At 50.9% G+C, this 17272-nt stretch carries 20 protein-coding genes, 1 tRNA gene and 1 other RNA gene; 18 read left to right on the top strand and 4 right to left on the bottom strand.

Annotated elements, in window-relative coordinates; genetic code table 11:
* The first annotated feature begins 53 nt into the window (after positions 1–53).
* Positions 54–1274 (top strand): IS256 family transposase, encoded by a 1221-nt coding sequence (locus ACOBQJ_RS12100; RefSeq protein ID WP_421072026.1) that lies wholly within the window; start codon positions 54–56, stop codon positions 1272–1274.
* A 363-nt stretch (positions 1275–1637) separates the two neighbouring features.
* Here the strand turns inward: ACOBQJ_RS12100 and ACOBQJ_RS12095 are convergent, their stop codons facing one another.
* On the bottom strand, positions 1638–1772 hold the full coding sequence (locus tag ACOBQJ_RS12095) for a hypothetical protein (RefSeq protein WP_421072025.1): 135 nt from the start codon (positions 1770–1772) through the stop codon (positions 1638–1640).
* Positions 1773–2224: 452 nt separating this feature from the next.
* On the opposite strand from ACOBQJ_RS12095, the gene ACOBQJ_RS12090 reads away from it, so the two are divergent.
* On the top strand, positions 2225–2728 hold the full coding sequence (locus tag ACOBQJ_RS12090; RefSeq protein WP_421072024.1) for a hypothetical protein: 504 nt from the start codon (positions 2225–2227) through the stop codon (positions 2726–2728).
* Between the two features lie 88 nt (positions 2729–2816).
* Here ACOBQJ_RS12090 and hcp read toward each other — a convergent pair whose 3' ends face one another.
* Both hcp and ACOBQJ_RS12080 read right to left on the bottom strand, forming a co-directional pair.
* Complete coding sequence (gene hcp / locus ACOBQJ_RS12085) at positions 2817–4370, bottom strand: hydroxylamine reductase (protein ID WP_421072023.1); 1554 nt, start codon at positions 4368–4370, stop codon at positions 2817–2819.
* 231 nt (positions 4371–4601) lie between these two features.
* The gene (locus ACOBQJ_RS12080; protein ID WP_421072022.1) at positions 4602–5327 is read right to left on the bottom strand and encodes a 4Fe-4S binding protein; all 726 of its coding nucleotides are present in this window, start codon (positions 5325–5327) and stop codon (positions 4602–4604) included.
* A gap of 137 nt (positions 5328–5464) precedes the next feature.
* On the opposite strand from ACOBQJ_RS12080, the gene ACOBQJ_RS12075 reads away from it, so the two are divergent.
* The 16 genes from ACOBQJ_RS12075 to ACOBQJ_RS12000 all read left to right on the top strand — a co-directional run bounded on the left by ACOBQJ_RS12075 (position 5465) and on the right by ACOBQJ_RS12000 (position 17020).
* A complete protein-coding gene (locus ACOBQJ_RS12075; protein WP_421072021.1) occupies positions 5465–6133 on the top strand; it encodes a Crp/Fnr family transcriptional regulator in 669 nt (222 codons plus the stop codon).
* A gap of 207 nt (positions 6134–6340) precedes the next feature.
* The gene (locus ACOBQJ_RS12070; protein WP_421072020.1) at positions 6341–6604 is read left to right on the top strand and encodes a hypothetical protein; all 264 of its coding nucleotides are present in this window, start codon (positions 6341–6343) and stop codon (positions 6602–6604) included.
* 150 nt (positions 6605–6754) lie between these two features.
* Complete coding sequence (locus tag ACOBQJ_RS12065; protein ID WP_421072103.1) at positions 6755–7249, top strand: TIGR00725 family protein; 495 nt, start codon at positions 6755–6757, stop codon at positions 7247–7249.
* Between the two features lie 285 nt (positions 7250–7534).
* Positions 7535–8986 (top strand): DEAD/DEAH box helicase, encoded by a 1452-nt coding sequence (locus tag ACOBQJ_RS12060; RefSeq protein ID WP_421072019.1) that lies wholly within the window; start codon positions 7535–7537, stop codon positions 8984–8986.
* A 147-nt stretch (positions 8987–9133) separates the two neighbouring features.
* A tRNA-Ser gene (locus tag ACOBQJ_RS12055) sits at positions 9134–9223 on the top strand.
* Positions 9224–9298: 75 nt separating this feature from the next.
* Positions 9299–9563: signal recognition particle sRNA large type (ffs, locus tag ACOBQJ_RS12050), an RNA gene on the top strand.
* 153 nt (positions 9564–9716) lie between these two features.
* Positions 9717–11453 carry a DNA polymerase III subunit gamma/tau gene (gene dnaX, locus ACOBQJ_RS12045; protein ID WP_421072018.1) on the top strand — a complete coding sequence of 579 codons (1737 nt, stop codon included), beginning with the start codon at positions 9717–9719 and terminating at the stop codon, positions 11451–11453.
* Between the two features lie 24 nt (positions 11454–11477).
* Positions 11478–11795: a YbaB/EbfC family nucleoid-associated protein gene (locus tag ACOBQJ_RS12040; protein ID WP_421072017.1), complete on the top strand. Its 318-nt coding sequence runs from the start codon at positions 11478–11480 to the stop codon at positions 11793–11795.
* A 2-nt stretch (positions 11796–11797) separates the two neighbouring features.
* The gene (gene recR / locus ACOBQJ_RS12035) at positions 11798–12400 is read left to right on the top strand and encodes a recombination mediator RecR (protein ID WP_421072016.1); all 603 of its coding nucleotides are present in this window, start codon (positions 11798–11800) and stop codon (positions 12398–12400) included.
* A gap of 51 nt (positions 12401–12451) precedes the next feature.
* Positions 12452–12718 carry a pro-sigmaK processing inhibitor BofA family protein gene (locus ACOBQJ_RS12030; protein ID WP_421072015.1) on the top strand — a complete coding sequence of 89 codons (267 nt, stop codon included), beginning with the start codon at positions 12452–12454 and terminating at the stop codon, positions 12716–12718.
* Between the two features lie 273 nt (positions 12719–12991).
* Entirely contained in the window at positions 12992–13657 is a 666-nt protein-coding gene (locus ACOBQJ_RS12025) for a hypothetical protein (RefSeq protein ID WP_421072014.1), read from the top strand.
* 171 nt (positions 13658–13828) lie between these two features.
* A complete protein-coding gene (locus tag ACOBQJ_RS12020; protein ID WP_421072013.1) occupies positions 13829–14941 on the top strand; it encodes a ferredoxin oxidoreductase in 1113 nt (370 codons plus the stop codon).
* 203 nt (positions 14942–15144) lie between these two features.
* Positions 15145–15903 carry a thiamine pyrophosphate-dependent enzyme gene (locus tag ACOBQJ_RS12015; RefSeq protein ID WP_421072012.1) on the top strand — a complete coding sequence of 253 codons (759 nt, stop codon included), beginning with the start codon at positions 15145–15147 and terminating at the stop codon, positions 15901–15903.
* Positions 15896–16471: a 2-oxoacid:acceptor oxidoreductase family protein gene (locus ACOBQJ_RS12010; protein WP_421072011.1), complete on the top strand. Its 576-nt coding sequence runs from the start codon at positions 15896–15898 to the stop codon at positions 16469–16471. The genes ACOBQJ_RS12015 and ACOBQJ_RS12010 overlap by 8 nt, the downstream gene beginning before the upstream one ends.
* A complete protein-coding gene (locus ACOBQJ_RS12005; protein ID WP_421072010.1) occupies positions 16471–16725 on the top strand; it encodes a 4Fe-4S dicluster domain-containing protein in 255 nt (84 codons plus the stop codon). Before ACOBQJ_RS12010 ends, ACOBQJ_RS12005 begins: the two co-directional genes overlap by 1 nt.
* Positions 16726–16831: 106 nt before the next feature.
* Positions 16832–17020: a sigma factor G inhibitor Gin gene (locus ACOBQJ_RS12000; RefSeq protein WP_421072009.1), complete on the top strand. Its 189-nt coding sequence runs from the start codon at positions 16832–16834 to the stop codon at positions 17018–17020.
* On the opposite strand, the gene ACOBQJ_RS11995 is transcribed toward ACOBQJ_RS12000, so the two are convergent.
* Complete coding sequence (locus ACOBQJ_RS11995) at positions 16991–17248, bottom strand: hypothetical protein (protein ID WP_421072008.1); 258 nt, start codon at positions 17246–17248, stop codon at positions 16991–16993. The genes ACOBQJ_RS12000 and ACOBQJ_RS11995 overlap by 30 nt on opposite strands.
* Positions 17249–17272 lie beyond the last annotated feature (24 nt).

The following is a 17272-nucleotide window of genomic DNA, read 5'->3' as shown; positions in this document are numbered from 1 at the left end:
GTAAAAAGATTTGTGTAAATGGTTATACTTACCATAAAAGGAGCTGACCATTTATGCAAGACTTACAGGACAAAACAATCAAAGAACTGGCCAGAGAATGTGAAACCGTAGAAGACGTACACAACATGCTAAAGAACCTCTTCAAAGACACTCTGCAGCAAATATTCGAAGCTGAAATGGAAGAACACCTGGGCTACCAAAAACACAGCCTGGAGGGCAACAACACTGGCAACAGCCGTAACGGCTACAGCAGGAAAACTATCCAAACAAAGCTGGGTAAAACGGAAATTGACATACCTCGAGACCGTAACGCTGATTTCGAGCCCAGAGTTATCAAGAAATACGAGACCACATCCAACGACCTTGAAGACCAGATTATCGCCATGTACGCCAAGGGCATGACCACACGGGATATCGAGGACCATATGCGTGATATCTACGGCATTGACGTATCCCCTACTATGGTCAGTAAAGTAACAGACAAAGTGCTGCCTTTGGTTGCCGAATGGCAGTCAAGGCCGCTGGATCGCATCTATCCAATAGTTTATCTTGACGCTATACATTTCAAGGTGCGCAAGGACAACAGAATCATAAACAAAGCTGCATACAGCGTAATGGGTATCAATATGGCCGGCCAGAAAGACATACTGGGCATCTGGATTGGGGAAAATGAAAGTGCCAGCTTTTGGCTTGGTATATGTAACGACCTTAAAAACAGAGGGGTGCAGGATATCCTAATCGCCTGTAAAGACGGGCTTTCGGGGTTTTCCGAAGCGATAAACACAGTATTCCCCAATACCGAAATCCAGCTATGTATAATCCATCAAATCCGCAACTCCATGAAATATGTCTCCTGGAAGGAACAGAAAGAAATCATAGCCGACTTAAAGAAGATATACCAGGCCCTGACTTTAGAAGAAGCGGAACTTGGCTTTGATATGTTCAAGGATAAGTGGGGTAAAAAGCACCCGATTATTATCCGTTCCTGGGAAAACAACTGGCTGGAGCTGACTGCTTATTTCAGATATCCGTATGAAATTCGAAGGATTATTTATACTACCAACATCATCGAAGGATACCACCGGCAGCTGCGCAAGGTTACCAAGACCAAGACTGCTTATCCTGCGGATGACTCCTTGCGAAAGATTGTCTACCTGGCTACCGTAGAAGCATCAAAGAAGTGGACCATGCCAATACGGGAATGGAAGAACTGTATATCCCAGTTTGCCATCCATTTCGGAGACCGGCTGGATCAGGAAATGATGGTCGGGTAAAATGAGTTTATCGCTTTTATTCTCCACGGAGATAATGTCTGGAAAGGAAACGAGGGTGGCTGAAAAACCACCCCCGGTTATCCCCGGCAGAACCCCGCCAGGCGCTCGGGTTGCTCTCCAGCAGAGCCCTATCCTCCTGGCAGGTAAGAGCCATTAATAGCTTAACCAAATAAAAGCTGAAATTTCCATTTACACAAAATTATTTACATACCCTATTATGCATCATTGTTTGATAAAAAAATGACTGCGGCATTTTAAGATCGAGATCGGTCGATCTGCCGCAGCCATTATTCTTTACCGGTTCCCGGATTGAATGTTCTCCTGCCTAGTAAGACAAATAGAGTTTCAAGGATACTGTTGCGCTTAGGCCGCCCTGTTCTTTTCTTTTTCTTTGATAAAAGTAAGCCAGGCCTCTTCAATTCTTTCTTCCAGCATTTTTTCCCTGCCAAGTTCCGCTTCCAATTCCCGTACCAGTTCCTGGGGCATTGTACTAGTCATGCTTGAAGACTCCTTTCTTTTTTTTCGGGGGATCTTCAGAATATTATCAAAGTTCTGAAATCCGCCGCTCAGATATTAGTGATTATCTGGCTCTTTTTCACTCAAAGACACTCAATCGGGCTGGCGCGCCGGTATGTTTAAAATTAACATTTGTTTACGCAAGAAACATGCCACCTATTTGTTTTGCTTGGATATTTTTATAGCTCATAAATGAGCAACGTGGATAACTTTTTATCAAAAAAGACCGCACCAGGTTATTGTTCCACTTTGAGATCTTAATCGATCAATTTTGGAGCAACTGTTTTCCTGTCCGAAAACACTGAAAAATCTAATAATCACCTGGTTTTCAGGTTCTTTGAGGCTATAAAAAAATAAAGCCCCGTAAAAATTTTTGCAGGATAAAAAATTGCTTGTATTATTATAAAACCTTATATGGAAAGGGGAACAAAATTTTGGAGCAAAAACAAGCCATATTCGCAAAAAGCAGGATAATTTTCATGGTTTTACTAATAGTGCTGATCGAGATCGGTGAAATACTCCTGCACAAATTTAATATTACCGCGTGGCCGGCCATGGTCTGTATGATCCTCTATTTTTTTGTCCACATGGACTACAGGCAAATACCCCATATAGTCATTGGCTCGGCATTCGGGATCCTGAACTATATGTTGATCAATCCCTTCATAAAAGCTTTAACGCCGATAACCGGGGCCTTCCCGGCCCAGCTGATATACATCGCCGTATTCGTGGCAGCGATAGTACTTTTAAAGGACCACATACCCTGGGTTTTTAATACCAGCGCTTTTTTGCTGTTTGTTATCGCTTCCATCGCCGGCAAAGCACTGCCTGGTCCGGACCCGCTTAATTGGATAACAGTGCAGGTGGTCGGAGGGACTGTCCTGATTCTGGGTGTCTTTGCCATCCAGACAATACTGAAGCGCTTTGGTTTAAACTGAAAAAAGGGCCGGAGAAATCATCTCCGGCCCCAGGTTGTAGACAAAGAGTCCATGGTGTTGAATCCGCTTGGCTCCGCTGTTTGACTGGTTAGCCAAGGATGGCCCGCAGGTCCTCGTCAGGTGTGCTGACCGGCTTAATGTTGAACTTCTCAACAAGTACATTCAGCACGTTCGGCGATATAAACGCGGGCAGCGTTGGGCCCAGGTAAATGTTCCTGATGCCGAGGGACAGCAGGGTCAGCAGGATGCAAACGGCTTTCTGCTCATACCACGAGAGAACGAGAGTCAGGGGCAGGTCGTTCACACCGCAGTTAAAGGCTCCGGCCAGGGCGACCGCCACCTGGATGGCGGAATAGGCGTCGTTGCACTGGCCCATGTCCATGATCCGCGGCAGTCCTCCGATTTCACCGATGTCCAGGTCGTTAAAGCGGTACTTGCCGCAGGCCAGGGTCAGGACGACGGTGTCTTGGGGGGTTTTCTTAACAAACTCGGTGTAGTAGTTTCTGCCGGCCCTGGCGCCGTCGCAGCCGCCAACCAGGAAGAAATGTTTGATAGCGCCGGCTTTTACTGCCTCTATAACCTTGTCGGCGACGCCCAGCACAGTGTTGCGGGCGAAGCCGGTCATAAGCTCAGTGCCGCCGTTGATGCCGGTAAAGGTCCGGTCTTCCGGCCAGCCGCCAAGTTCAAGGGCCTTGTTGATAACAGGGGTAAAATCCTTTACGCCCTTTTCCCCTTTTATATGTTTGAGGCCGGGGAAGCCGACGGCGTCAGTGGTGAAAAGCCGGTTTGAATAAGAAGCTCTGGGCGGCATCAGGCAGTTGGTCGTATAGAGGACCGGGGCCGGTATGCCGTCAAATTCTTTCTGCTGGTTCTGCCAGGCGGTGCCGAAATTGCCTTTCAAATGCGGGTATTTCTTTAACTCCGGGTAGGCGTGGGCGGGCAGCATTTCACCGTGGGTGTAGATGTTTATGCCTTTGCCTTCGGTCTGCTCGAGCAGGTGCTTCAGGTCGTGCAGGTCATGGCCGGTGATCACGATAAACGGCCCTTTTTCAACTGTCATTGGGACTTTTACCGGCACGGGGTGCCCGTAAGCGGAAGTATTGGCTTCATCCAGCAGGGCCATGCACTTGAGGTTAATCTGCCCGAACTCCATAATCAGCCCCAGCCATTCCTCGACGGTATGCTCCCCGCCGATGGCGCGCAAACCCTTGTAGAGCCACGCGGTTACTTCATCATCCTTTTTGCCCAGCACCCAGGCGTGCCACGCGTAAGCGGCCATGCCGCGCATCCCCAGCAGCAGGGTGGAGCGAAGGGATACGACGTCCGGGTCGCCCTGCCAGAGGGTGCCCGGGTCAAGGTCAGCCGCGCCTCCCAGTTTTGCTTTCTCAGCCTGGATCAGGCTTTTCAGTTCGTCAATACGGTCGCCGTCAAAGTTGACGTTGGTGACAGTGGCAAATAGGCCCTGCATCACCAGTCCGTCGGCTTCCCTGCCCGGTGTACTGCCCTGTGCGGCACGGGCCAGCCCTACCAGGGCGCAGGTCAGTTGGTCCTGCTTATCAGCTACTTCAGGCTGTTTGCCGCATACGCCAGCCTTGGTGCAGCCTTTGCCGCCCGCGGTCTGCTCACATTGGAAACAAAACATGATTAACCCTCCTTGTAAAGTCCTCAAAATTCTGAGGTGTATTCTCAATTGAGCGGCCGGCTGAAGCCGGCCATGTCTGTTGGCTTTATCCATTTGCCCTGTCCCATCAGATGTTGTTAATTATAATTAAAGTGGCTTACGGGCAAATTATTAAATCCTTAAATTTTCATTAAAATAAAGCAAAAGACTGTTGGCAACACTAAACCGGCAAATATGGTCGGTTAATGGATCCTACTCTTCGATAATTTTCCCGTCGGTGGAGACTGTGACTATGCGCCAGGGTATCATTTTACCGCTGTTTATCAGGGCCTGCTTAACCGCGTTGACAATACCGCCGCAGCAGGGCACTTCCATGCGCAGCACGGTGACGCTTTTTATTTCATGAGATTTTAAAATGCCGGTTAGTTTTTCTGTGTAGTCGATGTCGTCCAGCTTAGGGCAGCCGATTACAGTGATTTTGCCGCGCATGAAATCATTATGGACGCCGGCGTAAGCATAGGCCGTGCAGTCTGCCGCTACCAGCAGCTGGGCATTGTCAAAATATGGCGCGTTAACCGGTACCAGCTTTATCTGGCAGGGCCACTGGCGCAGCTGAGACGCGGCCTGAATGGACTGTCCCGCTGGGCCGCAGGCCGGCATAGCTTCATCTTTTCTCTCGATGGTCCGCGCGTGGGTACCGGGGCAGCCGCAGGCCAGCGTTTTGGGAGCCTCGCTCTTCCGGGCTTCCATGTGTTCTTTTACTGCTTCCTCGTTAAAAGCATCAGCTTCACGTTCTTCAATAGTTATGGCCCCGGCCGGGCACTCCGGCAGGCACGCTCCCAGCCCGTCGCAATAGCTCTCCGAAACAAGCCTGGCCTTACCGTTGACCATCTGCAGGGCTCCTTCGTGACAGGCGTCGACGCAAAGCCCACAGCCGGTGCATTTCTCTTCATCGATCTTAACAATGTTCCTTTTCATAAAGAAACCCCCTCTTTTAAAATTTTCCCTTGCAGCTTTGGTAAGGTTATTTTATTATAATGAAGAAATAAATTCGGTAACTATGGTTACCAAAATTGCAGGGGTGAATAAAAATTTATAAAAAGTGGATAGATGTTATGTCCAAATGCGAATTATTCAGGGGGATAACCCCGGATGAACTCAATATAGTATTTGGATGCCTTAAACCAAAGGTAAGCAGTTATGAAAAAAATGAATGGGTTGCGGCCGCAGGTGAAAAATTTGACGGGCTGGGCATAGTCCTGTCCGGCGAAGTGGTGGTCGCCAAGGAGAATGCGGCCGGCAGCCGGGTCATTATGGCCGTAAACGGCCCCGGTGAAATGTTTGGAGAGATGGCCGCGTTTTCAGGCGAAGGAGTATGGCCAGTTACGGTGTCCGCCAGGACTGCGTGTACAGTCATGTTTTTGCCGGCCGGAAAGATCGTCGGCAACTGTGAAAGGTTATGCGCGAGCCACAGGCAGCTGGTCATAAACCTGCTGGAAATAGTTTCCGGCAAGGCGCTCATGTTGCACCGCAAACTGGAATACCTGGCCATTAAGAGCCTGAGGGGAAAGGTAAGCTCTTTCCTGCTCGAGCAGTATAAAAGGGCCGGCAGGGCAACTTTTATGATGCCCATGAAACGGAACGAACTGGCCGACTTCCTGAATGTTTCCCGCCCCTCCCTTTCCCGCGAGATGTGCAGGATGAGGGACGAGGGGGTTATAGAGTTCCACATGGAGTCAATAAAAATTAAGGAATTAGAATCCTTGAGAAGTATGGCTGAATAACGCATCGGGGACATTCCTCAGCATACAGAAATGCCTGTGAGAGAGGTGTGTCCCCGTTCCGCGTACATATGTGTCACGAGGACCATGCCGCCCCATTATTTGTAAAATTTAAGGAAAACAAAAGAAAATACAAATAAAAAATTAATCTTTATCGACTATTGTTAATTTAAGTCGCTTATGGCTATAAAAATTCTAGGAGGTGCGGTTGTGAACAAGGGTGAGCTCAGGTGGATGATTCACGAATTGAACGAAAAGTCTTCTGTAATCAAGGGCTATGCCCAGCTGGCGCTGGAATGCGATCACCCTCACTGGTCTAAGAAATACATCGCTTCAATTATCCAGCAGGTCGATAAAGTAACTGCTCTTACCACCATAATTTCAGACCTCTATCTTGACAGGGACGACAGCTGCGGCAAATCGAAAACTCTGGACAACTTAATTCGCGGAAAGCAGAATACCAGATTTCATTAATACCATTGTTAATGAAATTGAAAATACACCTGAAGGAATTTTGGCCTCCCGGAAGAAAACCTCTTTAATCACTAGTTTAAGAGGTTTGTTTTTTTGGGACATTACGGAATGAGGCAGCCATGTACAATATGAAGAAGGGAGCCGGTAGCCATTAGCAGTTACATTGTTGGCGTTATTGGCGGCGGTGAGGATGTTTTACAGGAAAATTATGAGCTGGCCTACCGTTTAGGCGGGTTGATCGCCAAAGAGGGATGGGTACTGCTGAACGGGGGCAGGCCGGCTGGTATTATGGAGTCCTCGGCCAGAGGGGCTAAGGAAAGCGGCGGCCTGACCGTAGGCGTGCTGCCCGGCCGCAGCAGCAGCGAAGCCTCCGCTTACATAGATATAGCCATTATTACCGGTATGGGCAGCGCCCGAAATAATATAAATGTTCTCTCCAGCGACGTGATTATTGCCCTGCCGGGAAAAGCCGGGACAATATCCGAGATCGCGCTGGCCCTGAAAAACGGAAAAAAAGTATTGTTATTAAACTTTGATCCGGGGAGCATTTTTGCTGAATACAGGGATACAGGCTTGCTGCAGTCGGCAGGAAGTCCGGAAGAGGCGATCTCTATAATTAAAGCCGGGATGGGCTCATGTGACTGACAGTCAATTTTTTTAGGCTGCTTTGCCTATGACTCGATCTGCAAAAAATAAATATTGCACATTTAATGGAAATAGTGTAAAATGACATTTGTTTCTTTAACTAAAATCTTTTTCCGCCACCAAAAAGCTTTGACATTTAAGGGGTTATCGCTTTGATAAGCGACAACCCCATTGTTTTTATATAAGTAATATGGTGTTTGAATATTATGCTGTGTGGTTAAGAGAAGAAACAAGATGGATATGATATAAGTAAACATCCCAGATAGTAAAGGAGTAGAGGAAGCAATGACCACTTTCAATGATTTTGGCTTAAGCGAACCAGTAATTAGCGCTTTAAAACATATGGGTTTTGAAGAAGCGACGCCCATACAGGAACAGTCTGTGCCACCGGGTTTGCAGGGCAAAGACCTGATCGGGCAGGCGCATACGGGGACCGGTAAGACAGCGGCCTTTGGAATCCCGATGGTTGAGTTTTTTGATGTGGAGCGGGATCGGATACAGGGTATTGTCTTAACCCCCACCCGGGAACTGGCCATCCAGGTAGCCGAGGAACTAAACAAAATTGGGCAGTTTAAAGGTATTAACACGCTGCCGATCTACGGCGGCCAGGATATCCTCCGCCAGATCAGGGCGCTTAAGAACAGACCCCATATTATTGTTGGGACACCTGGCCGGCTGATGGACCACATGAGGCGAAAGACAGTACGCCTGCAGCAGGTTAAAATGGTGGTTTTAGATGAGGCTGACGAAATGCTGAATATGGGATTTATCGAGGATATAGAGACCATACTCACGGAAGTTCCTGAGGAACGACAGACCCTGCTTTTTTCTGCAACCATGCCCGCTCCGATCCAGGCCCTGGCGCGGCGGTTCATGAGAAACCCGGAGGTAATCAGGATTGAAGGCAGGCAGGTGACTGTCGCCAACACAGAACAAAGCTATATTGAAGTCGAAGAGAGACAAAAATTCGATGTCTTCTGCCGCCTGCTGGATATCCAGTCGCCGGACCGTTCCATTGTCTTTGGCCGCACCAAGCGCCGCGTGGACGAGCTTTTTGAAGCACTTGGCAAACGCGGTTATTCAGCCGAAGCGCTGCACGGGGACCTTGCCCAGTCCAAGCGGGATATGGTAATGCGGCGGTTTAAGGACGGCACTATTGAGGTGCTGGTGGCCACTGACGTAGCCGCCAGGGGCCTTGATATTTCCGACGTAACCCACATCTATAACTTTGACATCCCCCAGGATCCGGAGAGCTACGTCCATCGCATCGGACGTACCGGCCGTGCCGGCAAAACAGGTACAGCCATTACTTTTGTTACTCCAAGAGAGATACACCACTTAAGGGTCATTGAAAACATGACCAGGGGGAAAATAGCCCGCATGCCCGTGCCGACTGTTAAAGAGGCTATTGAGGGACAGCAGCGTCTGGTCGCGGAAAAACTACTGCTCGTTGTGGAAAACGGGGATACAGGCAACTACAAGGGGCTGGCCGAAAATCTACTGGGGGAAAATGACGCGGTTACCCTTCTCTCGGCAGCGTTAAAGCTGCTGACCAAAGAAACCGACCGCACCCCGGTGACACTCACTGAGGAGCGGCCGCTCAGGGTCAGGCATGATAAATTTAAAAAACCCAGGGCGGGAGGATACGCCAAAGGTGGCGGCAGAAAAGGCCCCGCCCGTACCGGCGGCGGACAGCCGCCGAGGGGTAAAAGCAGGTTTGGCAGCCGTGCTTTTTAACACGTTTTTAGGGTTTATAAAATGTAATCTATAAGCTCAATATGTGACTGACATGCCAATATTTTTAGGGGGTTTTAAGCTCCATAGTGGGTAAAACTGCTTGCAGATGAGCGAAAATAAAGGTATAATGTTTTTTACGTAGTGCACGGAGAGATGGCCGAGTGGATGAAGGCGCACGCCTGGAGAGCGTGTGGACGGGTAACCGTCTCCAGGGTTCGAATCCCTGTCTCTCCGCCAAAACACCGGGGCAGCCCTGCACATGGCAGAATCTGTTTCCTGCAGGCCTGTCCCTCACTTTAAACGATAGTTTTGCCGTGCTAGACGGGGAGGTAGCGGTGCCCTGTACCCGCAATCCGCTGCAGCGGGGTTGAATTCCCGCCCGAGGGTTTAGCTTGTGGGGTCCGGCTTCCGTAAGGAGCGTTGACGATTGGGTCTCGTGCGACGGAGTTTCCTGAACCGTGTCAGGTCTTGACGGAAGCAGCACTAAGGGAAATACTCCGGGTGCCGCGAGGGCGCCTGGTCTGAGCCGCCTGCGGTTGTATCGCCCGGAAGTTAATATTCGAAGGCAGGTGCACGGCTTATATTTTTGAATGGACCGCCCCCGGGGTTTCCCGTGAGGCGGTTCTTATTTTGTTTGCGCTGCATGCAACAATTAACAGGAAATGTGTATTGATCGACGAAATATAAAGGTAAAATATAGTGTAGTAGGAAGTTGTGAAAGGAATACTCCATGACCTATCTGGCTCTCTACAGAAAATGGCGCCCCCAGACATTCGGGGAAATCATCGGGCAGGAACATATCACCCGGACGCTGAAAAACGCGGTCGAGTCCGGCAGGACCGGCCATGCCTACCTTTTTTGCGGCACTCGCGGCACGGGCAAAACCACGACCGCCAAGGTGCTGGCAAAAGCGTTGAACTGCACGGAGCGGGTAGGCCCCGAGCCGTGCAACCGCTGTGAGGTCTGTAAAAATATTACCGATGGGCTGTCCGTTGACGTTATCGAAATAGACGCCGCCTCCAACCGTGGCATTGACGAGATCAGGGATTTAAGGGAAAAAATTAAGTTCGCCCCGGCCGTGGCAAAGTACAGGGTGTATATTATCGATGAAGTCCACATGCTTACCAATGAGGCTTTCAACGCCCTTTTAAAAACCCTGGAAGAACCGCCGCGGCACGCTGTTTTGATCCTCGCCACTACCGAGCCCCACAAGGTGCCCCTCACAATATTGTCACGATGCCAGCGTTTTGATTTCCGGCGTATCGAGCCTGCGGATATCATCAAGCGGCTGAGCGAGGTTGCCGCGGGCGCCAACCTGGAGGTGGAGGCGGAAGCCCTGCGGTTAATCGCCAGGGCGGCCGAAGGCGGCCTGCGTGACGCTCTCAGCATCCTGGACCAGGGAGCGGCTTTCGGGGAATTGAAAATAACAGTTGCCGACGTGCATAATATTCTGGGGACAGTTAGAATTGACGCCTTGAACAGGATGGCGGGCCACCTGGCTGCGGGTGAAACGGGATCGGCCCTGAACCTGGTTGCCGATCTGACCTCTGAGGGAAAGGACCTTCGCTTTTTTGCCAGGGAAATGGCCGCATACCTGCGGGCGCTGCTGTTGGAAAAAATTGTGCCCGGTTCTTCAGCCCGGGAAGCATGGGGAGACCCGGCCATGATGGCGGCAAAAGCGGCGGAGTTTACCACGGAAGGCCTGCTGCGCGCTGTGGAGATAATGGCAGGCACTGAGCAGGAGATGAAATGGAGCTCGCAGCCCGGCATCATCCTGGAGCTGGCCCTGGTCAAAGCCTGCCGTGCCGTGACCCTGACCCGCGAGTCGTCATTGTTGGCCCGCCTGGAAGCGCTGGAGGAAAAACTGAATAAACCGGTCCAGGCGGCGCCGGCGGAAAAGGCAGGAACTATAAAAAAGGCTGCGCCGGGAGCAGGCAAACCGGCCGGGCTTGTGAGAGCGGGCTTGCCTGGAGAGACAATAAAGGACCCCGCCGGCAGAGGGGAGAAGCCATATCAGCCAGCGTCAGTCGAAACAAATCCGGACCCGGGAAGATCATCAGAAGAACCGGGTCGTGGGCCCCAGCCAGCCGGGACGGCCCTGGAAAGGGTTAAAAATTCCTGGAGGGAGATAATGAATATAATGCGGAGGGAACGCCTGCCGCTTTACTATAATTATTTAAGGGCGCAGCCGCTGGACTTAAAAGGCGAAAGCCTCGTGGTCGGCTTCCCGGAGGGTGAGGGCCTGGCCAGGGAGATGGCTGACCGCCCGGAACAAAAAAAGTACCTGGAGAGCCTGTTGAAAAGAATTCTGAAGGGAGAATGGCAGGTTTCCTTTAAGTCTTACCGCGGTACAATTGAACCGTCTGAAAAGAGGCATGATGACCTGGATAAGGTTGTAGATGTTAAAAGACGCTTCGGGGGAGAGGAAATTATTCTGGATGGAGAAGATGAGGGGTCTTTATTTTAACAATATCAAAGGGGGAGCTTTAATATGATGGGCGGCAACATGAACAAAATGATGAAACAGGTCCAGAAGATGCAGCAGGATATGATGAAGCTGCAGGAGGAACTGGGTGAACGCAAGGTGGAAAGCACCGCCGGAGGCGGGGCGGTGAAAGTAGTAGCCAACGGTAAAAATGAAATTATTTCTATTGAAATCAAGCCGGAAGCGGTAGACCCTGAAGACGTTGAAATGCTCCAGGACCTGATTACCGCCGCGGTTAACGAGGCCCTGCGCAAAGCACAGGAAATGGTATCCCAGGAAATGGGCAAAATTACCGGCGGCCTGAAAATACCCGGTATGTTTTAAATATGAACTATTATGCCAAAACGGTGGCCAGGTTGATCGACCAGCTGTCCAAACTCCCCGGCATCGGGCCAAAAACAGCTCAGCGCCTGGCCTTTTACCTGCTAGTCGCGCCGCCGGAGGTCGCTGCGGACCTGGCCGGGGCGATTGAAGAAGCGAGGAGCACAATCCGCCACTGCCAGGTGTGCGGTAATTTTACTGACAGCGAACGCTGCTTTATCTGCAGTGACGAACGGCGCGGCGCTGAAGTTATATGCGTGGTGGAACGCCCCAGGGACGTTGTTGCCGTGGAGAAGGCCAGGAGCTTTAAAGGCCTGTACCACGTGCTGCACGGGGCGATCTCGCCGATGGACGGGGTCGGGCCGGAGCAGCTTCGGATCAAAGAACTTTTAAGGCGCCTGGAAAGCGGCAATGTAAAAGAGATTATCCTGGCCACAAACCCCAACGTGGAAGGGGATGCGACAGCCCTCTACCTGGCCGGCTTGATCAAGCCCCTGGGAATTACAGTGACAAGAATTGCCCACGGGCTGCCGGTCGGGGCCGACCTTGAATATGCCGACGAGATGACGCTCGGCAAAGCGCTGGAGGGCAGGCGCGAAATGAAATAGGAATATATTTCATTCGCGGCCATATAATGGTTCCAAGGAGGTGCAGCGGCCTTGGAATGGAAATTGGTAATTGTCGCTCTAGCCGGGCTTTTTGGACTTTATCTGGTGGGGTCTGTTTTGCTTCGCCCCTTGCGGTTTCTTATCCGCCTGGCGGCCTGGGCTTTGGTCGGCGCGGTGCTGCTGGCGGCAATCAACGCGCTGTTCGGGCAGTACGGCTTTCACATCGCCATCAACCCTGCTACCATACTGACAGCGGGCCTGCTTCAGCTGCCCGGCGTGGTGCTCCTGGTGCTGCTTAACTGCTTTTTTATCGGTTGATAAAGACACCTTGTACCATACGCAAAAAACAAATTCTAAAATGATGACCGTAAACATAAGCCTGTGAAATAACCGAAACCTTCTGGCTTTTGGCTTATTTGGCCTTTACCAGGAACAAGGAGTTATATAGCAGCAGGGAGGGTAGAATAGGAAGAGTTTTATACTCTATTCCTAATGCCAACCTGCTTTTTTGTTTATTTAGTTCTGTTATTTAATTCAACAATTATTTACATGGCATTTTCCGCTTAAAATAACAGGAGGTCAAGCATACTAATGACAGACCGGATCGTGGAGGCCTACATAGGTGAATATGCGGCAGGCAAAAGTGAGAGCGCCATCAACCGCGCCCTGGAGCTGGCCCGGCAGGGCAGAAAGGTTAACCTGGTTGATATGGACATGGTTGAGCCTTTTTACACCCTGCGCCCGCTGCAAAAAGAACTTTCGAACCTCGGACTGGATGTAATTGCCTGGAAAACCGAAGAAACTATGGGGCTGGGCGAGGCCGGGACATTGGTCAAACCGGCGGCCCGCTGGGCGTTGAAGCGCGAGGGGGATATTATCCTGGATATCGGCTACGGGGTGGATGGAGCCAGGACCCTGAACCTGCTGGAAGGCGCTGTGAAAGACCCGGATTTGAAAATTTTTGCGGTTATAAATGTTTCCCGGCCGATGACGTCCAGTGTAAAAGATATTGTTGCGGAAGTCAGCGCCATGGGCCGGGTGGACGGCTTGGTCAACAACACTCACCTGGCGGGGGAAACTACTGTGGAATTGGTCCAGGAAGGCGCCAGAAAGGTGAGTGAAGCAGCCGCTATCCTTGGCCTGCCGGTGGTGGCTACCTTTGCCGGAGCCAAAATTGCCGAAAAAATAGGTCCAAAGGATTGTATGGGCAACCCGGTCCGCCCGCTGGAAAGGTTTATGCAAAAAGCGTTCTGGTAATATGGGACGTGAGACGTGTAGGTGCGGCTTTAGCCGCACATCTTTGGCGGGATAAATCCCGCCCTGCAATGATCTCATAGGTAAAAGACCCCACAGGAATGCAGGATATACTCACGACCCACGACTCACGTCTAACGACTCATAGGCTCACGACTCAAAGGGGGGTAATGCATGTCAGAGAAAGCTGTTATGGAAGAAAAAAGAGTTTTTATGACCGGGAATGAAGTGGTCGCCTGGGGGGCGCTGGCGGCCAGGGCTGATATCATGTACGGTTATCCGATTACACCTCAAAACGAGATTATGCATTACTGGACCAGGCTCGCCCCCAAGTACGGAAAGACGTTTCTGCAGACGGAAGACGAGCTTTCAGCCGGCTTTGCCACGGCCGGCGGGGTGCTGGCGGGGCGCAAAGCTTTTACGGCGACTGCGGGCAGCGGCAGTGTGTTGATGCAGGAGCCCCTGGCAATGGCTGAAATGATGCGGCTGCCTACCGTGACGGTGGTGCAGCAGAGGGGCGGCCCTTCCACGGCCACGGTTATTTACTCCCAGCAGGAAGTAACTCTTACAACAATAGGCGGCAACGGTGAAGGAATGAGGGTGGTTTACTCCACAGACGGACACCAGGAACTGTACGACTATACGATAAAAGCTTTTAACACGGCCTGGAAATACCGTTTTCCCACCTTTGTGCTTGGGGACGGCTACCAGGCTAAAATGCGCGAACCTTTAACAATTTATGACCCGGAAACGCGGGGGATCTCCCTGCTTGAGCCGGAGCCCTATGTGGGCAAAGAAGGTGAACCCGGCAGGGACAGGCCTCCGGCCCAGTACAGAAACACTTATAACCTGGAAGAAGAGCTCTATGAAAAAGTGATGAGCGATATCAGTGATTTCGAAAAGATAGCTGCCGAAATAGCGGAATATGAGACTTTAGAAACAGAGGGAGCGGACCTGGTAATCATAGCTCACGGCATCGTTTTCCGGGCGGTCAGGGAAGCGGTCGGCAACCTGCGCGCGCAGGGCCTGCGGGTAGGCGCCTTCAGGCCTGTCACCCTGCGGCCGCTTCCGGTGGCTCAAATAAAAGACCTGGTGGCGGGGGTGAAAAAAATTCTGCTCGTGGAGTCCTCGTACGGGCAGATGGCAAGGCTGCTGAAGGAGGAAGCCTGCGGCGCCGCCTGCGAAATGGCAACTCTGTTTAAGCCCGGCGTGGGTATAACGTCCGGGGAAGTGGAGGACAAAGCAAAAGAAATACTGCAGGCAAATAACGAATTGGCACAGGATTGACAAGATTTATAAGATTAACAGGATTTAAAACATATATATACTTATAAATTTTAGTAATGCCGTTCTCTCGAGGGTAATTTAATCCAGAACTACAATATATAAGTTTTACTGATCATTTAACATTGATTTATAAAAATCTTGTTAATCCTAATAATCCTGTTAATCCTGTGAAAGTAATATTTATATTTAATAGGAGGTCTATTATGCAACCGGCTCCTGCAATGCCAAAAACGTGGCGGGTCGAAACCAAGCCGCATAAATTTTGTCCGGGGTGCGGCCATGGCTTGATTTTAAAATGCCTGGGCAAGGCAATAGACGAACTTGATATCCAATCCAGGGTCGTCTATGGATGTGATATAGGCTGCTCCCTGCTGTCCTGGGACCTTTTCAACCTGGATACAGTCCAGGCCCACCACGGGCGGACCACCCCGGTAATGACCGGAATAAAAAGAGCCAGGCCGGAGTTGATCTGCATAGCTTACATGGGTGACGGCGGGGGATACTCTATTGGTGTACAGCACCTGGTCAGCTCGGCCATGCGCAATGAAAAAATCACGGTGATTGTAGCCAACAACACCCAATACGCCATGACCGGCGGCCAGATGGCACCTACCACGCTGCCGGGCCAAAAGACAGAAACCTCCCCTTACGGCCGCGATCCCGGCGCAACCGGAATGCCTTTCCGGGGAGCGGAAATGGTTTCTTCAATAGTGCAGGAAGGGGCTTACGTAGCCAGGGGCAGTATTTCTAACCTGGGGCAGTTAACCGGGTTTTTAAAGAAGGCTCTAAAAAATCAAATAGAAGGGAACGGTTTTTCCTTTGTCGAAGCGCTTTCGGCCTGCCCCACCAACTGGCGGACCGATGCGGCCGCGACATGGGAGTTCATTGAAAAGGACATGGCCGGGTACTTTAAAACAGGAGAAATAGGCCCGGCGCGAGGGGAGGCGGCAGCGAATGCCTGAAACCACACGTATGGTTTTAGCCGGTGAAGGCGGCCAGGGGGTCCAGGCCATAGCGGAGATCCTGGCTGAGGCCGCCAATGAAGAGGGCCGGCAGGCTCTTTACATCCCCAATTTCGGGGTGGAGCAAAGAGGAGGCGTCTCAGTCGCTTTTCTCCAGATCAGCGACAGTTCCATCGGGTCGCCCAAGTTCTTAAAAGGGGATATTGTAGCTGCTTTGAGCGACCGCGCTGTACACCGCACCGCGCAGTACGCCGGGCCGGAAACCACTTTCATTTACGACAGCGCCATGGAGGGCGTGGCGGATGAACTGCCGAAGAACGCCGGCAGGGTTATGCCAATCCCGGCCATGGAGGTAGCTAAAAAAGAATTTCAACCGCGGGTTTTCAACATGGTAATAATGGGAGCGGTAATCGGCGCTACCGGGATTATTCCTCTGGAAAAGGCCAAAGCTGCTTTAGAAAAAAAACTCGGCTACAAATTCGAGAAACAGCCGCAGCTGCGGGATTTGAACTTTAAAGCGCTGGAGCGCGGAATTGAATTGGGTCGGGGGACGGGAGGACTAAACTAATGACACTGGAGTTTAAAGGCAGGACCATGGAGCTGGAAAAAGGCTTCTGGACATTATTCCCCGGGCTCTGTAAAGGCTGCGGCCTTTGCGTTGAGAAATGTCCGGTGGACTGTATCGACTGGAGCGATGTCCTGGGGGTTTACGGCACCCCTTCGGTCCAGGCCGACAACAGGTGTATCGCATGCGGCATCTGCCAGAACGTATGCCCCGACTGCGCCATCAAGATTGAAAAGAGGAAACCGCTGAAAAATTAACGTTATTTTTTGCCATTGTACATTTTTCACCAAAGGAAGGACTAATTCATATTTTACAACAGGATAATAATTTGGTATCAATAATTATACGGGTGGTGAAAAGCATATGGCCGTGGAGTCCCGGGACTGCATCCTGTGCGGGCGGTCCTGTCCGGACGGCAATCAAGGTCTTAACTTGAGAGGATTCTTTATCTGTCTGGACTGCGAGGCAAAAATAATATCTATGCCGGTAAGCGATCCTATTTATCAGATATATATGAAGAAGTTAAAAAAAATCTGGTCTTATGCTGGCTGACTGATCCTGCGCCAGCTTAAGTTTTTTTTGGGCAAGGCGTATATGCCGGTGCGTCAGTTCAATATCCTGTTTGATCAGGTGGAGAGTGGCCGGCGTTATTCCGGTTTTGGCAATGATTTCCTGGTCTGAAATACCGCGTTTCCACGCCCTGATCAACCTGCCGACATTAGTCCGGTACTTTTTTGACAGCTCTTTGTCATCGACTTTCCACGGCATATCTACTGTCACGTTAACCCTCCTTCAAGAAAACAT

It is taken from the genome of Pelotomaculum propionicicum (genome assembly GCF_048984525.1).
Taxonomy (GTDB): domain Bacteria; phylum Bacillota; class Desulfotomaculia; order Desulfotomaculales; family Pelotomaculaceae; genus Syntrophopropionicum; species Syntrophopropionicum propionicicum_A.
Note: the sequence above shows the minus strand (reverse complement) of the source record. Positions and strands in the feature narration are given on the sequence as shown.

Bases quoted from the DNA above. Each gene is read 5' to 3' on its own strand.
- ACOBQJ_RS12100 (WP_421072026.1), top strand. From the start codon at position 54: ATGCAAGACTTACAGGACAAAACAATCAAAGAACTGGCCAGAGAATGT.
- ACOBQJ_RS12095 (WP_421072025.1), bottom strand. From the start codon at position 1,772: ATGACTAGTACAATGCCCCAGGAACTGGTACGGGAATTGGAAGCGGAA.
- hcp (WP_421072023.1), bottom strand. From the start codon at position 4,370: ATGTTTTGTTTCCAATGTGAGCAGACCGCGGGCGGCAAAGGCTGCACC.
- ACOBQJ_RS12080 (WP_421072022.1), bottom strand. From the start codon at position 5,327: ATGAAAAGGAACATTGTTAAGATCGATGAAGAGAAATGCACCGGCTGT.
- ACOBQJ_RS12075 (WP_421072021.1), top strand. From the start codon at position 5,465: ATGTCCAAATGCGAATTATTCAGGGGGATAACCCCGGATGAACTCAAT.
- ACOBQJ_RS12060 (WP_421072019.1), top strand. From the start codon at position 7,535: ATGACCACTTTCAATGATTTTGGCTTAAGCGAACCAGTAATTAGCGCT.
- dnaX (WP_421072018.1), top strand. From the start codon at position 9,717: ATGACCTATCTGGCTCTCTACAGAAAATGGCGCCCCCAGACATTCGGG.
- ACOBQJ_RS12040 (WP_421072017.1), top strand. From the start codon at position 11,478: ATGATGGGCGGCAACATGAACAAAATGATGAAACAGGTCCAGAAGATG.
- recR (WP_421072016.1), top strand. From the start codon at position 11,798: ATGAACTATTATGCCAAAACGGTGGCCAGGTTGATCGACCAGCTGTCC.
- ACOBQJ_RS12025 (WP_421072014.1), top strand. From the start codon at position 12,992: ATGACAGACCGGATCGTGGAGGCCTACATAGGTGAATATGCGGCAGGC.
- ACOBQJ_RS12020 (WP_421072013.1), top strand. From the start codon at position 13,829: ATGTCAGAGAAAGCTGTTATGGAAGAAAAAAGAGTTTTTATGACCGGG.
- ACOBQJ_RS12015 (WP_421072012.1), top strand. From the start codon at position 15,145: ATGCAACCGGCTCCTGCAATGCCAAAAACGTGGCGGGTCGAAACCAAG.
- ACOBQJ_RS12010 (WP_421072011.1), top strand. From the start codon at position 15,896: ATGCCTGAAACCACACGTATGGTTTTAGCCGGTGAAGGCGGCCAGGGG.
- ACOBQJ_RS12005 (WP_421072010.1), top strand. From the start codon at position 16,471: ATGACACTGGAGTTTAAAGGCAGGACCATGGAGCTGGAAAAAGGCTTC.
- ACOBQJ_RS12000 (WP_421072009.1), top strand. From the start codon at position 16,832: ATGGCCGTGGAGTCCCGGGACTGCATCCTGTGCGGGCGGTCCTGTCCG.